Consider the following 14357-nt stretch of genomic DNA (forward strand, 5'->3'; position numbering starts at 1 on the left):
CATGAAAGATTTTGATGTATCTCTTTATTTGGTCACTGACAGAAACCTTTTGAAGGCTGGTAGAGATTTTTACGATGCTGTAGAAGAATCATTGCAAAACGGTGTTACTATGCTACAGCTTAGGGAAAAGGATATTTCATCAAGAGAGTTTTACGAGATTGCTAAAAGATTAAAAGATATTGCAGGAAAATACAATGTTCCATTTATAATAAATGACAGAATTGATATAGCACTGTCTGTTGATGCAGATGGAGTTCACCTAGGTCAAGAAGATCTGCCATGCAGCATTGCAAGAAAGATCATGAGCGATAATAAGATAATCGGCATATCTGCTGGATGCGTAGATGAAGCCGTAGAGGCAGAAAGAGATGGTGCTGACTACATAGGAGCAGGTGCAGTATTCTACACAGGCACAAAGAAAGATATAGGTGAAGCAATAGGGCTTTTGGATTTAAAAAAAATAAAAGAAGCAGTAAAGATTCCTGTTGTCGCAATTGGAGGCATAAAATACAGCAATGCATTAGATGTAATGAGAACGGGCGTTGATGGAATCTCAGTTGTATCAGAGATCATGGCATCAGATGATATAGGTTTTGCCACAAGGCGCTTAAAAGATGCTATATCAAAGTAGTATGAAAAGCACATTCTTACAAATAGGATGTGCTTTTTGCATATACTATTTGAAATGTGCTAAGAATAAAAATAAACAAATTACTTAAAAAAAGGAGTACGAAAATGTTTATTCCTAAGCGCATTATTTTTGAAAAAAATGCTATAGACTATGAAATTGGATACAACATATACCAATTTTTTAAAGACAGAAAAGAAGTTGAATTTATAGAGATGAAAGGAAATAGAATAAAAGGACATATACCAGGGGACAATTTACGAGAATATTATAAAGAAGGGAAAAATACTTTAGTTGTGGGCGTGAAGAAAAAGATAGATTTTCAATCTTGTAAACCATCAGCTAATTATCAGCTACCATTGCTATCTGGTTGTGTAGGTCAATGTCAATATTGTTATCTTAATACAAATTTAAGCGAGAGGCCTTACATAAAGGTCAATGTAAATATAGATGACATATTTATGTGGGCAAATGATTATATTGAAGCAAGGAAACCTGAAAAGACAATTTTTGAAGGTTCGGCAACGTCAGATCCCGTGCCAGTAGAGCCGTATACAAACATTCTAAAATCTGCGATAGAATTTTTCAGCAAAAGCGAAAGTGGAAGATTTAGATTTGTCACGAAGTTTACAGACATAGATACACTTCTTGATATTGAACATAATGGACATACAGAAGTGAGATTTAGTTTAAATACTGAAAAAATCATAAACGAATATGAAAAAAGGACTCCATCATTAGAGAAAAGATTGGAAGCCAGCAGAAAAATAATTGAATCAGGCTATCCCATGGGTTTTTTGATAGCGCCTGTTTTTTTGTATGACAATTGGCAAAAAGATTATAAAGAACTATTATTTAAAATGAAGGAAAGTATACCTGAAAAAACTGCATATCCAATAACATTTGAAATCATCTCACACAGATACACAGCAAAAGCCAAAAGTACCATATCAGAGATTTTTCCTGAAAATACACTGCCTATGAATGACGAAGAAAGGGTTTGTAGATTCGGTCAATTTGGCTACAAAAAATTTATGTACAAAAATGATGAGATAAATGAAATGAAGGAATTTTTTATAAAGGAAATAGAGTCAATATTTGATGGTAATGTCATCAAATATATAATATGAGTCTAAATGTCAAATAAGCTTGCAGCGGATCTTAAAAGGCTACTATATATAAAAAGCAATTAATATGATATTATAAAAAAACTTGATTTGAGAGTATTGATGATATATAGAGTTTATGGTACCATTGTAGTAGTCTTTTTCTAATTGTGTAGCAGTCTTATTATAACCTATATAATTGATAGGGAGGCTTGTTTAATGAAAAAAATACATACGAGAGAACTGGTTTTTCTAGCATTGTTGATTAGCCTAAACATAGTTTTAAGTAGAATAGCTAGTATTAGAATAGCTGTTGGTGGTATTGAAGGTATAAGAATTGGCTTTGGCGCATTGCCGGTGATTCTTGCAGGGATAATGTTTGGATCTACAGCAGGAGGTATAGTAGGTGCTGTAGGTGATATAGTTGGGTATTACATTAATCCTTTAGGACCATACATGCCACATTTTACATTGACAGCAGCTCTCACAGGTATTATTCCTGCTTTGGTTTTAAAGCCGATAAAAGCTCCAATCCCTTCTATATGGCAATTGCTGATAGCAATTGGTGTAGGTCAGTTAATTTCATCAGTAATATTGGTGCCTTATTTTCTTCTGCTGTTATTTAAAATGCCTTTAGTGACTACTCTACCTCCAAAGGTTGTAGGAGAAATTATTAATGTTCCGATATATTCATTGTTTACGCAAGTATTGCTAAAAAGAATAAATATAGTTTATTTTAAAGACAACTAATAAAATCAAATCATTGTTTATAACTCTTTAGAGCTTTGAATAAATGATATTATTATGTTTACTATGAATGAATTGTAAGGAGAAGAATTATGGTTAATTATAGATTAAAAGCTTTAATTATGGATGTTGTTGAGAATCAATTGAAAATGGATGATCCGAAATGTACAAAAGCTACCCTGATGCGACTAAAAAATTTAGGTTATTCTGAACAAAAGTCAAAAGAAATGATAGGTTCGGTCTTGATTGAAGAGATATATTATATACTTAAGGAGAAAACTCATTTTAATGAGAAAAAATATTGCGAAAAATTATCTTTGTTGCCTGATTATTATTTCAAAAAGAAAGATTGATTTACTTTGTATTAGTTGATGTTTATAAGATTTTTACTTGTTTTACAACATTCATTTCAGATTTATATTAAATTGCAATTTAAATTTTTTGCAAAATAGTAAACTTAGATATTGACAAAAAACATATATAGATGTACTATTATAACTAAGATAAATATTATTACTTTAAATTGACAGAGCAAAGGCGCTCTAATTCATAGGTAACCTATGTATTAGGGCGTCTTCTTTTATTATTTTTAAAGGAGGAATAAATGTGAAGAAAAAGATATTTATTACATTGATGTTCTTATTGGCAGTTTTAATACCAAATATGGCTTTTGCAGCGACAGGCAAGATAGACACAGGTGATACAGCATTTATACTATTTTCATCAGCATTAGTCATGATCATGACACCGGGATTGGCATTTTTTTACGGCGGTATGGTTAATGGGAAAAATGTCATAAGCATAATGATGCAAAGTTTCACTATTATCGCACTTGTTTCTGTACAATGGGTATTATTTGGATTTTCATTATCCTTTAGTGGTGATACATACCACTTGATAGGAAATCTACATTGGGCTGGTCTTAACAATATTGGTCTTGGACCTGATGGTACTTATTCATCGACGATACCACTTTTGGCGTTTATGGTATATCAATTGATGTTTGCCATAATAACACCTGCTTTAATAACGGGTGCATTTGCGGAAAGAATGAGATTTTCAGCATTCATCGTATTTACGCTTATTTGGACTACATTAGTATATGATCCACTTGCACATTGGGTATGGGGAAATGGTGGATGGCTTAAAAACTTAGGCGCATTGGACTTTGCTGGTGGTACAGTCGTTCACATAAGTTCTGGCGTTTCAGGACTTGTGGCGGCTTTAATACTGGGCAAGAGAAAAAATACAAAGATGGTACCACATCACATGCCTATGGTTTTGATGGGAGCAGCATTTTTATGGTTTGGCTGGTTTGGATTTAATGCAGGAAGCGCTTTATCTGTAAATGGTCTGGCGGTTAATGCATTTGTCGTGACAAATACTGCTGCTGCTGCCGCCTCCATGGGATGGGTATTAACCGAATGGAAAGTAAGCGGTAAGCCTACACTACTTGGTGCTGTAAGTGGTGCTGTAGCAGGACTTGTAGCTATTACACCTGCAGCAGGATATGTGACAGCAGTTTCTGCGATCGCAATAGGAGTCATATCAGGTATAATATGCTTCACATCTGTCAATTACATCAAGCATAAATTTGGATATGATGATTCACTTGATGCGTTTGGTATACACGGCGTTGGCGGTACATGGGGTGCACTGGCTACAGGACTTTTTGCAACAAAAGCTATAAATCCTGCAGGTGCTAATGGCTTATTCTACGGCAATCCGAATCAATTGCTTATTCAGCTTACAGGAGTTGTTACAACTTACATCTTTGCAGGGCTTATGTCATTTATAATATTGAAATTTATAAGCTTATTTATGGAGCTTAGAGTTACTAAAGAAGAAGAGGAATTAGGACTTGATATAGTTGAACACGGTGAAGAAGCGTACAACATTGGCTTTAAAGCTTTTGACTTTAATCAATAATAAAACAAATAGTCATTCGATAAAAAAGCAAGGGTGCTTAAATCTTGGAGATCTAAGCACCTTCATTTTTTGAAAGGAGGTGATGACATAAATGAAAAAAATCCCTATCATCACATTATACACTATAAATACAATAATTTTTATTTTAGCTTTAACGTTTATATTATACAGCATATCTATGCATAATACAATAATAATCTTTTCCAATAGCGTGCCAGCATTTATAATGGCTTTGCCAATTGTCTACCTTGTAATAATCTATTTTGTAAGGATTTACAATCTTTCAAAAAATATAAAAGATAAAAAGTTTTCAATTAGAAATTTTAAGAGAATATAAAAGTTAAATAATATGGAGGTGCTTTTCATGAAAAAGAAAATTGTAATAGGTATTGTATTGGCATTACTTTTGATAATGACAGTAGGGGTGGTATATGCTGCTGGTGGTGATCCAACAGGGGCTAATCTTGGCACTGTAAAAGACATTACAAGTGCAGTTACAGGTAAACCTACATTAGATGAAGTAGCAACACAGGTTGCAAAGAATAAGCTTGGCATTAATTTCGTATGGGTAATGCTAACTGCATTTTTGATATTCTTCTTTCAGGCTGGGTTTGCACTTGTTGAAACTGGCTTTACACAGGCTAAAAATGCAATGCACACTATGGCCATGAATCTTATGGTATTTTTAGTAGGTACTGTTGGATTTTTCTTGACAGGTTTTGCATTTATGATGGGCGGCTCTGGTTCATTTTCAAGCCTTGGTGGTACAGCACCTTTAAACCACGCACTAAGCATAGGAGGATGGAATTTAGTGGGGCTTAATGGATTTTTCCTATTAAGCGGTGGAACGTATGATGTAGGTGTGTATGCGTTGTTCTTCTTTGAGATGGTATTTATGGATACGACGGTTACAATACCTACTGGTGCGATGGCAGAAAGAGTTAAATTTTTAGCGGTTGTCATTGGATCGTTTTTTGTTTCAATGGTTTATTATCCCATCTATGGTGGATGGGTCTGGGGAGGAGGATGGCTTTCACAGCTTGGAGCCAAACTCGGACTCGGGAATGGTGTAATTGACTTTGCAGGATCTGGTGTCGTTCATGCAATGGGGGGCATGATGGCACTTGCAGGAGCGATGGTAATAGGACCAAGAATTGGGAAATTCAAGAAAGATGGTACGCCTGTGCCAATACCAGGCCATGACGTACCAATGGCTATTCTTGGTACCATCATACTTTTCTTTGGATGGTTTGCATTCAATGCAGGTTCCACACTTAATGGAACGGATCTAAGGTTGGCGGTTGTTGCAACAAATACCATGATCGCTGGGGCTGTAGGAGGACTTGTTGCAATGCTTTATATGTGGGTTAAATATGGAAAACCTGATCCGTCGATGATGTGTAATGGTGCTTTAGCCGGACTTGTGGCGGTAACGGCACCATGTGCATTTGTAAATGGTATATCGGCTTTTATAATCGGTGCTGTGGCTGGCATTTTGGTCTGCGTATCTGTTGCCTTTGTTGAAAATAAACTTAAGATTGATGATCCGGTAGGAGCTTTTTCTGTACACGGTGTAAATGGCTTGTGGGGTATTTTAAGCGTCGGCATATTTGCAGATGGCACATATGGTGCAGGGCTCAACGGAGTACAAGGTGCTGTAACAGGAATACTTTATGGTAGTACAGGTCAACTTTGGGCACAGCTTATAGATATGGCGGTTATAGTCGTATATGGATTTGGATTAAGTTACTTGTTCTATAAAGCCCTTGATGCTATAATGGGTATAAGAGTCAAACCGGAAGACGAAATCGCAGGGCTTGATTTGCCGGAAATGGGCGTTTTAGCATATCCTGATTTCCAATTGACGCCTGTTGTGTACTCGGATGGTGTTCTTGAAAAAAATGTAAAAAGTCCACAAGTTTTAGATGATGCTGTACTAAGCAAGGGGGTAAAATAATGAAGAAAGTTGAATGCATAATAAGACCGGATGTCTTGGAAGATGTAAAGTCAGAGCTTAATAAGCTGAAAATACACGGAATGACGGTGTCGCAGGTTTTTGGATGTGGACATCAGAAAGGTAAAAAAGAGATTTACAGAGGTGCGGAAATTGAGATAAGCCTTCTTCCAAAAGTTAAGATTGAGATTGTGACAGATGATGGAAGCGTCGAAAACATCGTAGATGCTGTTACAAAAGTGGCAAGAACAGGCAATGTAGGTGATGGAAAGATATTTATATACGACATACAAGACGCCATAAGGATAAGAACCGGTGAGCGCGGAGAAAAAGCAATATAAAGATTTAGTGAAATTACCAAGGCTTCTACATGAGAGAATGTGTAGAAGCCTTTTAGATATTAACAAAAACTTGACATTTTCTATTAAATTTTTAAAAGTTTTGCCGATAAAAAAGTAAAATAAAAAGGTTGGAGGTGAAAATATGGCAGGCTATATTGATACAAGTTATATGTATATGATGTACCCTTATTACAGTGATTACAGCTATCTTTTTAATATGAGCAATCCATTGACTTCATTATCAAATATTTCTTCTGACAATATATCTCAAATTGCACAGCAAGCATTGTATACAGATATGTATAACCAACAATTGCCAATGCAAACGACAAATGCCCTTGTCATGCTGAATAGTTACGCAAATAATTTAGCTGAGGCAGCGTCACAGTTACAACTTACATCGCCTGATAATGTTTTTAATCAGATGGTTGCTACATCCAGTGATCCAAATTCCATAAGTGTATCAGCTCAGCCAGGTGCAACTGCTTCTACCTATAATGTTACTGTAAATCAGCTTGCCATGGCGCAACAAAACAATGGTACAAGTTTATCAAGCAATAGCGTCACAAGCCTTACACCTGGAACATACAGCTTTAAAGCACAAGTAGGTGGGCAACAATATAATATATCTTTTAATGTCAATCAAGGAGACACTAATCAAACTGTCTTAGATAATATGGCTCAAGCAATTAACTCTGCAAATATAGGGGTTACAGCCATTGTAAATAACAATCCATATCTTGGTACAAGTCAGTTAGAAATAAATGCAAATAATACTGGAACAAATAATGCATTCACATTGACAGATGTCAACGGCAATGCAGTTTCATATACTGGCGCAAATACAGTAACAGTAGAAGCAACAAATGCAAATTATACTATTAATGGAGTAAGTGGTACATCTCAAACAAACACCGTCAATGTTGACAATAACAACTTATCCATGACATTTAATAAAACTGTAAGCAATGCTACAGTAACAGTGGCGCCTGATACGCAATCCATAAGCAACAGCATAAATAATTTTGTCAATAACTACAACGACCTGTTAACATATGCAAATCAAAATCAGCAATATATAAGCCCTCTTGTTGTTTCAGAGCTTACTCAAAATTATGAATATCAGGCATCAAATTTACAAGCTATTGGAATTACTCAAAATCCAGATATGACTCTCTCGGTAGATCAAAATGCTTTAAATAATGCGATACAGAACAATAATGCGATACAGAACAATTTTAGCACTGCTCAAGCAGCCTTTTCTGGATTTGATGGATTGGCTGTAAATGTAGGTCAATTTGCTTGGCGAATAGCTGAAAGTCCTCTTACAGACTATGCAAATGAAACAATGCCTTTAGTCAATAACAATATGGGAATTTATGATTCAACTGGAATGCTTGATGCGTCATTAATACAGACAATGCTGATGCCATCTGGTCAATTCATAAATTCACTAATTTAACAAAGAATTAAAGAAATCTCCCATCTTTTATGGTGGGAGTTTTTTTTACATAGCAAATACTTTGGCAAGGTAAGTATCACCAAGAATTTTCACATTTTTACCCTTTCTACATATACTACAAACAGATGAAATTCAATATCAATCAATATGGCTACCCTTATTATTATTTCGAAAGGGGCTGATACGATGTGCGGAATAGCAGGATGGGTAAGCTTTGATGAAGAAGTGATAAATAGGAAAAACATAGTAGTTGCAATGGGAGAAAGACTTAGGAATAGAGGACCTGATAGCTGGGGTACATGGTTTTCGACCCATTGTGGTTTTGCACAGACAAGGCTTATAGTAATTGACCCTGAGGGCGGTGAACAGCCAATGATTAAAGAGTTTGGCGAGAGAAAGTACGTGATAATATACAATGGCGAATTGTACAATACGGAGGAAATAAGAGATGAGCTTAGGTCGTTAGGTTACAAATTCAATGGTCATTCAGATACAGAAGTTTTGTTGACTTCATACATCGAATGGGGAAGTGATTGTGTCCACAAGTTAAATGGCATATATGCATTTGCGGTATGGGATGATTATGAGAATAAGCTTTTTCTTTCAAGGGATAGGATAGGTGTTAAACCTCTTTTTTATACTTATAAGAATGGTTCTCTCATTTTCGGCTCGGAAATCAAAGCGATTTTAGCACATCCATACGTTCAGGCCGAAGTGGATGAAGAAGGACTTGCAGAGATTTTTGTCATGGGTCCTACCAGGACGCCGGGGATTGGCATTTTTCGTGACATATATGAGTTAAAGCCGGGCCATTCTCTTACGTTTAACAAAGGCGGAATAAAAATTGAGAGATATTGGTCATTGGTAAGTAAAGACCATGAAGATGACCTTAAAATTACGATGGAAAAAATTCGGTATCTTTTAGATGATGCCTCAAAGCGTCAGCTTGTTTCAGATGTGCCGCTGTGCTCGTTGCTTTCTGGTGGATTAGACTCTACTGCGGTTTCTGCCTTTGCCAATGAAAAGTTAAAGAAATTAGGCAGCAAGCTTATAACATATTCGGTAGATTACATTGGAAACGATAAATACTTTAAACCAAATCAATTTCAGCCAAACAGCGATTCAGATTTAGTTGAAGCTGTTTCAAAAGAAATATATACGGCTCATAATTATGTCTATGTAGATAATGAAGAACTGGCAGATGCCCTATTACCTGCTCTTTATGCCCGCGATTTGCCGGGAATGGCTGATGTTGATTCGTCTTTGTACTTATTTTTGAGAGAAGTCAAAAAGGATGTAAAAGTCGCACTGTCAGGTGAAGGTGCTGATGAAGTGTTTGGAGGCTATCCATGGTTTAGAAATAAAGCTGCCATCGAGTCAGGTACTTTTCCATGGATAAGAATGGTTGAAAAAAGAATGAATCTTTTATCTAAAGACGTTGTAAAAAAGATCCGTCCAACAGAGTACTTAAACGATCGGTACAATGAAGCATTAAGGGAAGTACCTAAGCTTTCAGGAGAAGATAAAGCATCTTCTCGTATGAGAGAGATATTTTATCTAAACCAGACGAGATTTCTTTCCATGCTTCTGGATAGGATGGATAGGATGAGCATGGCGTCAGGTCTTGAAGTCAGGGTACCGTTTTTGGATCATAGGATAGTGGAGTATGTCTGGAATATTCCGTGGGATATGAAAAATCTCCACAACAGAGAGAAAGGCCTTTTGAGAGAATCGTTAAGAGGATATATACCTGATATAGTAGTAGAAAGGAAAAAAAGTCCATATCCTAAGACACATAATCCGGTTTTTAAAGAGAAGGTAAAAAGTTGGCTTCAAAGGATTATTGACGATCCGTCTTCACCGATTTTACAATTAGTCAACAAAAATGAAGTGCAAAATCTCATAGATACTGATGCGAAAGATTACGACCCAGCATGGTTTTCTCAACTTATGGGTGGTCCTCAGTTATATGCATACCTTATACAAGTAAATGAATGGCTTTTAAAGTACAAGATAAGAATTTTATAGATGATCTATAAAAATATCTTGACAAATAAAGCGAAAGACAAGTATAATGTATACAGACAACCCTACTACAGTAGGGGGGTATAATAAAATATTGATAGACTAAAGGAGGAAATGATATGAGGTATGCATATGTAGATCAAGAAATATGCGATAGATCACCGTTTTGCCCAGCAAGCCACAGTTGCAAGTTTGGCGCATTTAAGTTGTCAAGAAAGGGCTTGTTTCAAGTAGAGATAAATGTTGATAAAGAAAAGTGCACTGGATGCGGCGTCTGCACAAGGTATTGCCCGCATGGCGCTATAAAATTAGTAAACGCATAGTATATTTAGAAAGGGTATGTACGAAAGGTATATACCTGTATTTTTTTTGTCTATTTTCTTTTTATTAATAGTAAATATATGGTATAATTGTAATAGATAATTTATGGGAGGATGTGAAATGTCAGACTTTAGCAAAGATTTTTTGTTTGGCGTGGCTACGGCTTCGCATCAAGTTGAAGGTGCTTACAACGAGGATGGCAGGACTATGTCTATTATCTAAAGGCAGGTATCAACAAGATATGGTGGAGTATTTTGGTAAATTTGCAAAAGTCGATTATGGCAGAGCATCAAACCTGCCATTTTTCTTATATTTTATTGACTATTGCCTTCTTCAATATTATAATTTATTAGTGATGTAATATATTGGTTATTATTTTTTATTTGCATTTGGAGCGAATCATTCTTACAAGTCTTAAATATAATTTATTATGGGTGAAAAAGATTTTGGGGGAAGTAATGTGAATGAAAAAAGTATATTGATCGTTGATGATGATAAGCTAAGCAGGACTATTTTAAAAAACATTTTAGGCAGTGCCGGGTATAAAATTTACGAGTCACAAGATGGTGATGAGGCTTTAAAGTTGTATAGACGTATTTTGCCGGATATGGTCATACTTGATGTAGTCATGCCTGGTCTTAGTGGATTTGACTTACTTAGAATATTGAGGGATGAAGAAGAAAATCAATTGGTGCCTGTAATACTTTTGACATCCAGTGACAATTATGAAGAGAAACTGCACGGGTTGGAGTTAGGCGCTGATGCCTACATAACAAAGCCATTTAATGAAAAAGAACTTCTTGCACAAGTGAAAAATCTGTTTCAGAGGATCGAGCACAATAGAATGGCCAATCCACTTACAGGACTTAGAGGCAATATTGACATAAAGTATGAGATAAGAAGGCGCATAAAAAATGGGCTCTTGTACGCCGTTTTGTACATAGACTTGGATAATTTTAAGTCATTTAATGATTACTACGGATTTTCACGTGGCGATAAAATAATAAGGCAGACAGCCAGGATTTTGAAAGATGCCCTTTTTAAATGTGGAAATCCCAACGATTTTTTAGGGCATATAGGCGGAGATGACTTTATAATAATAACTACTCCAGATAAAATCGATGATATATGCAATTATATAATAAATACCTTTGATGAGGATATAAAGAGGTATTACGATGATGAGGATTTGGCCAATGGCTATATAGAAGTCATCAATAGGCGAGGAGAAATACAGAGGTTTCCATTCGTTTCAATATCTATAGCTGTTGTGACGAACGAAAACAGGAATTTTGATAATGAGCTGCAGATAAGTGCAGTAGCTGCAGAGATTAAGAGGAAGCTTAAGTCTATGGAAGGAAGTAAATACTTAAAAGATAGAAGGAAATGTTAGGCATACGGTAGGTATGCTGATTTTTTTTAGGAGGTTTTATTTTTGAAAAATCCTTATGTACCTGACAAAAAAGTACGGTGTGTCGTCGTCGATGGAAGGCATTGTGATGTAGCTAATTCATTGAAAAAGATAGGAATAGAAGTCGTAATGACAGAAAGACATAGTTCTCTCTACGAAGCCATATCATATCATCCAGATATAATAATGCATAATGTAGGTGACGGTCAGGTAGTTTTAGCACCTGATATTAATGGAAACTTTGTTAAAAAAATCAAAGACTTAAATTTGGATGTAATATTTGGAAAGACTGTACTAGGTAGAAACTATCCTGACAATATAGCATATAATGTAGCAAGATTAGGCGATTATGCTTTTCATAATTTGAAGTATACTGATCCAGTATTAAGGGGAGTATTAGAGAAAAAAGGAGTGAAATTTATACACGTTAAGCAAGGATACACCAAGTGCAATATAGCAATTGTGGACAATATAAGTTTTATAACATCGGACGCAGGTATTTATAAGACGGCTTCTAAAGAAGGGTTTGACTGCCTTTTGATTGAACAAGGCTGTATAAAGCTTGATGGATTTGATTATGGATTTATAGGAGGAGCGTCTGGACTTATAGATAAAGATGTTTTTTGCGTTGCTGGAGATTTAAGATATCACAACGAATACAAGAAAATAATTGATTTTTTGAAATATAAAAACAAAGAAATAATTTTTTTGTCATCTGGTGAAGTAAAAGACATAGGTTCCATTATTCCACTCTACTGATGATGCAAAGAAAAGACTTAAAAGCACATACTACTAACGAAGGGAGTGAGAAAAATGCAGCTTTTGTCTATCGGTATCCCAAATGCTTTATTAAGTGGCAGTGTTTTTAACAATGAATTAGAATATATGAAAAATAAAGGGTTAGATTTTACTGTAAATTTAGATAATCGTGGTAACATTACTTTTTTTAATATAGACGTAGAGGATAGAGTTTCGAGTAAAAATATAGCTAAAATAAAAGAGCATGTATCTGATATGATTTCTGATGTAATAGTCAATCAGATCGATAAGAAGTTGATAAAAAGGATTATAGATAAATACTATTACTATTTTGATTCTGATGAGAAGCGAAAGATTGAAAACATAGCGAGAGGTATTTTAGATAACGATGTAAATAGAGAGACATTCAAATTAGTTAAGAAAGAAAGAATTTTTGAGGAAATAGAGGATTTCTTAAAGGACAATGAGACTATTGACATAGAAGGGTTTGTCAATTTCAGGTTAAGGGATTTTATTGGCGAGTTAAGTGAGGTAGTGGATAGAGCGGTTGATGAATACATGATGCAAAAGGAATACGATGAATTTATCGGGCTATTAAAGTATTTTGTAGAACTTCAGGACTCCAAAATAGATGTTCTTAACATCCTCGTTGATAAAAGCGGAAAATTTTTATTTTACGATAAAGAAAAAAAACCTATAACAGGAAAATTTTTAAGCGATATAACAATTGAATTTACAGGAGGAGAATTGACAGATGATGATATGCTTATAAGCACACTCATTGCAATGGCGCCTTCTAAGATATATATACATTCGTTGGAAAATATAAAAAGTAAAGATGTATTTGATACTGTTGAAAAAATATTTTCAAACAAAGTGTTTATATGCAATGGTTGCAGCTTATGTACGATAAATGAGGCAAGGAAATAATGCCCAGCTTAGGCTGGGTTTTATTATTGAGTAAAATCTGTTATTATATATGTAGCTTATTTTGTTGAGGTGATCTAATGCATTTTTTTCTACAAATGATGTTTTTAGGCGTTGTGGGTGCTGCTATTGGATGGATAACAAATTACATTGCTGTCGTCATGCTTTTTAGACCGATAAAGCCTGTAAAAATTTTTGGCATTTCTATTCAAGGGCTTATACCAAGAAGGAGAGATGAGATAGCGTCATCAATAGGAAAAGTAGTGGAAGACGAACTTGTATCGATGGACGACATATTGGATAAGCTTTTGAATACGGACAATCGCAATTATATAATAAAGAAGATATTAGACGACGTTGATTCTACAGTTGAGAAGAATATTCCTTCATTTATACCGAAATCATTAAAATCGATGATAGTAAATTATGTAGTTGGGATTGTAAGCAAAGAAGCAGAGAAGTTTTTGGATGAATCTGCAGCTACGATGCTAAACGATATGTCAGAAAAGATTGGCATAGCAGAAATAGTTGAGGAGAAGATAAAACTTTTTGAGCTTGAAAAGCTGGAGAAGATTATACTGGATGTTTCTAATAAAGAATTAAAGATGATTGTAATTTTAGGCGGGGTTTTAGGTTTTGTAATCGGCATTTTACAGGCATTTGTGGTAAGGCTTCTGTAGAATATTGACAAGTCAGTATATCAATTATATAATAGAAAAAAATCAATATTTTGGCGATGATGAGGAA

The 14357-nt window shown here is 35.1% G+C and carries 15 protein-coding genes and 1 pseudogene; all 16 read left to right on the forward strand.

Annotated elements, in window-relative coordinates; genetic code table 11:
- The first annotated feature begins 1 nt into the window (after position 1).
- Positions 2-631, forward strand: coding sequence for a thiamine phosphate synthase (gene thiE / locus THEXY_RS05190; RefSeq protein ID WP_013787781.1), 630 nt, complete (start codon positions 2-4; stop codon positions 629-631).
- Positions 632-735: 104 nt separating this feature from the next.
- On the forward strand, positions 736-1758 hold the full coding sequence (gene splB / locus THEXY_RS05195) for a spore photoproduct lyase (protein WP_013787782.1): 1023 nt from the start codon (positions 736-738) through the stop codon (positions 1756-1758).
- A 195-nt stretch (positions 1759-1953) separates the two neighbouring features.
- On the forward strand, positions 1954-2484 hold the full coding sequence (locus tag THEXY_RS05200) for a folate family ECF transporter S component (protein WP_013787783.1): 531 nt from the start codon (positions 1954-1956) through the stop codon (positions 2482-2484).
- Positions 2485-2573: 89 nt separating this feature from the next.
- A complete protein-coding gene (locus THEXY_RS05205) occupies positions 2574-2834 on the forward strand; it encodes a hypothetical protein (protein ID WP_013787784.1) in 261 nt (86 codons plus the stop codon).
- Positions 2835-3087: 253 nt separating this feature from the next.
- On the forward strand, positions 3088-4410 hold the full coding sequence (locus tag THEXY_RS05210) for an ammonium transporter (protein ID WP_013787785.1): 1323 nt from the start codon (positions 3088-3090) through the stop codon (positions 4408-4410).
- A gap of 91 nt (positions 4411-4501) precedes the next feature.
- A complete protein-coding gene (locus tag THEXY_RS05215) occupies positions 4502-4747 on the forward strand; it encodes a hypothetical protein (RefSeq protein WP_013787786.1) in 246 nt (81 codons plus the stop codon).
- A 27-nt stretch (positions 4748-4774) separates the two neighbouring features.
- Positions 4775-6367, forward strand: coding sequence for an ammonium transporter (locus tag THEXY_RS05220; RefSeq protein WP_013787787.1), 1593 nt, complete (start codon positions 4775-4777; stop codon positions 6365-6367).
- The gene (locus THEXY_RS05225; protein WP_013787788.1) at positions 6367-6705 is read left to right on the forward strand and encodes a P-II family nitrogen regulator; all 339 of its coding nucleotides are present in this window, start codon (positions 6367-6369) and stop codon (positions 6703-6705) included. The genes THEXY_RS05220 and THEXY_RS05225 overlap by 1 nt, the downstream gene beginning before the upstream one ends.
- Before the next feature lie 142 nt (positions 6706-6847).
- Positions 6848-8167, forward strand: coding sequence for a flagellar filament capping protein FliD (gene fliD / locus THEXY_RS05230; protein ID WP_013787789.1), 1320 nt, complete (start codon positions 6848-6850; stop codon positions 8165-8167).
- 186 nt (positions 8168-8353) lie between these two features.
- Positions 8354-10195 carry an asparagine synthase (glutamine-hydrolyzing) gene (gene asnB, locus THEXY_RS05235; protein ID WP_013787790.1) on the forward strand — a complete coding sequence of 614 codons (1842 nt, stop codon included), beginning with the start codon at positions 8354-8356 and terminating at the stop codon, positions 10193-10195.
- Between the two features lie 116 nt (positions 10196-10311).
- Positions 10312-10515, forward strand: coding sequence for a 4Fe-4S binding protein (locus tag THEXY_RS05240; RefSeq protein WP_013787791.1), 204 nt, complete (start codon positions 10312-10314; stop codon positions 10513-10515).
- A gap of 118 nt (positions 10516-10633) precedes the next feature.
- Positions 10634-10729, forward strand: a pseudogene (locus tag THEXY_RS12540) (family 1 glycosylhydrolase); the annotation flags it as partial.
- 214 nt (positions 10730-10943) lie between these two features.
- Positions 10944-11906: a GGDEF domain-containing response regulator gene (locus THEXY_RS05245; protein ID WP_049781446.1), complete on the forward strand. Its 963-nt coding sequence runs from the start codon at positions 10944-10946 to the stop codon at positions 11904-11906.
- A 42-nt stretch (positions 11907-11948) separates the two neighbouring features.
- The gene (locus THEXY_RS05250) at positions 11949-12683 is read left to right on the forward strand and encodes a DUF6873 family GME fold protein (protein ID WP_013787794.1); all 735 of its coding nucleotides are present in this window, start codon (positions 11949-11951) and stop codon (positions 12681-12683) included.
- 54 nt (positions 12684-12737) lie between these two features.
- Positions 12738-13613 (forward strand): putative sporulation protein YtxC, encoded by an 876-nt coding sequence (ytxC, locus tag THEXY_RS05255; protein WP_013787795.1) that lies wholly within the window; start codon positions 12738-12740, stop codon positions 13611-13613.
- A gap of 77 nt (positions 13614-13690) precedes the next feature.
- Positions 13691-14290, forward strand: coding sequence for a DUF445 domain-containing protein (locus THEXY_RS05260; protein ID WP_013787796.1), 600 nt, complete (start codon positions 13691-13693; stop codon positions 14288-14290).
- Positions 14291-14357: the final 67 nt, after the last annotated feature.

This window comes from Thermoanaerobacterium xylanolyticum LX-11 (genome assembly GCF_000189775.2).
Lineage (GTDB): Bacteria > Bacillota > Thermoanaerobacteria > Thermoanaerobacterales > Thermoanaerobacteraceae > Thermoanaerobacterium > Thermoanaerobacterium thermosulfurigenes.

Excerpts from the sequence above, each read along its gene's own strand:
- thiE (WP_013787781.1), top strand. The coding sequence starts at position 2 with ATGAAAGATTTTGATGTATCTCTTTATTTGGTCACTGACAGAAACCTT.
- THEXY_RS05245 (WP_049781446.1), top strand. The coding sequence starts at position 10,944 with ATGGGTGAAAAAGATTTTGGGGGAAGTAATGTGAATGAAAAAAGTATA.
- THEXY_RS05260 (WP_013787796.1), top strand. The coding sequence starts at position 13,691 with ATGCATTTTTTTCTACAAATGATGTTTTTAGGCGTTGTGGGTGCTGCT.
- THEXY_RS05215 (WP_013787786.1), top strand. The coding sequence starts at position 4,502 with ATGAAAAAAATCCCTATCATCACATTATACACTATAAATACAATAATT.
- THEXY_RS05225 (WP_013787788.1), top strand. The coding sequence starts at position 6,367 with ATGAAGAAAGTTGAATGCATAATAAGACCGGATGTCTTGGAAGATGTA.
- ytxC (WP_013787795.1), top strand. The coding sequence starts at position 12,738 with ATGCAGCTTTTGTCTATCGGTATCCCAAATGCTTTATTAAGTGGCAGT.
- splB (WP_013787782.1), top strand. The coding sequence starts at position 736 with ATGTTTATTCCTAAGCGCATTATTTTTGAAAAAAATGCTATAGACTAT.
- THEXY_RS05200 (WP_013787783.1), top strand. The coding sequence starts at position 1,954 with ATGAAAAAAATACATACGAGAGAACTGGTTTTTCTAGCATTGTTGATT.
- asnB (WP_013787790.1), top strand. The coding sequence starts at position 8,354 with ATGTGCGGAATAGCAGGATGGGTAAGCTTTGATGAAGAAGTGATAAAT.
- THEXY_RS05205 (WP_013787784.1), top strand. The coding sequence starts at position 2,574 with ATGGTTAATTATAGATTAAAAGCTTTAATTATGGATGTTGTTGAGAAT.
- fliD (WP_013787789.1), top strand. The coding sequence starts at position 6,848 with ATGGCAGGCTATATTGATACAAGTTATATGTATATGATGTACCCTTAT.
- THEXY_RS05220 (WP_013787787.1), top strand. The coding sequence starts at position 4,775 with ATGAAAAAGAAAATTGTAATAGGTATTGTATTGGCATTACTTTTGATA.
- THEXY_RS05240 (WP_013787791.1), top strand. The coding sequence starts at position 10,312 with ATGAGGTATGCATATGTAGATCAAGAAATATGCGATAGATCACCGTTT.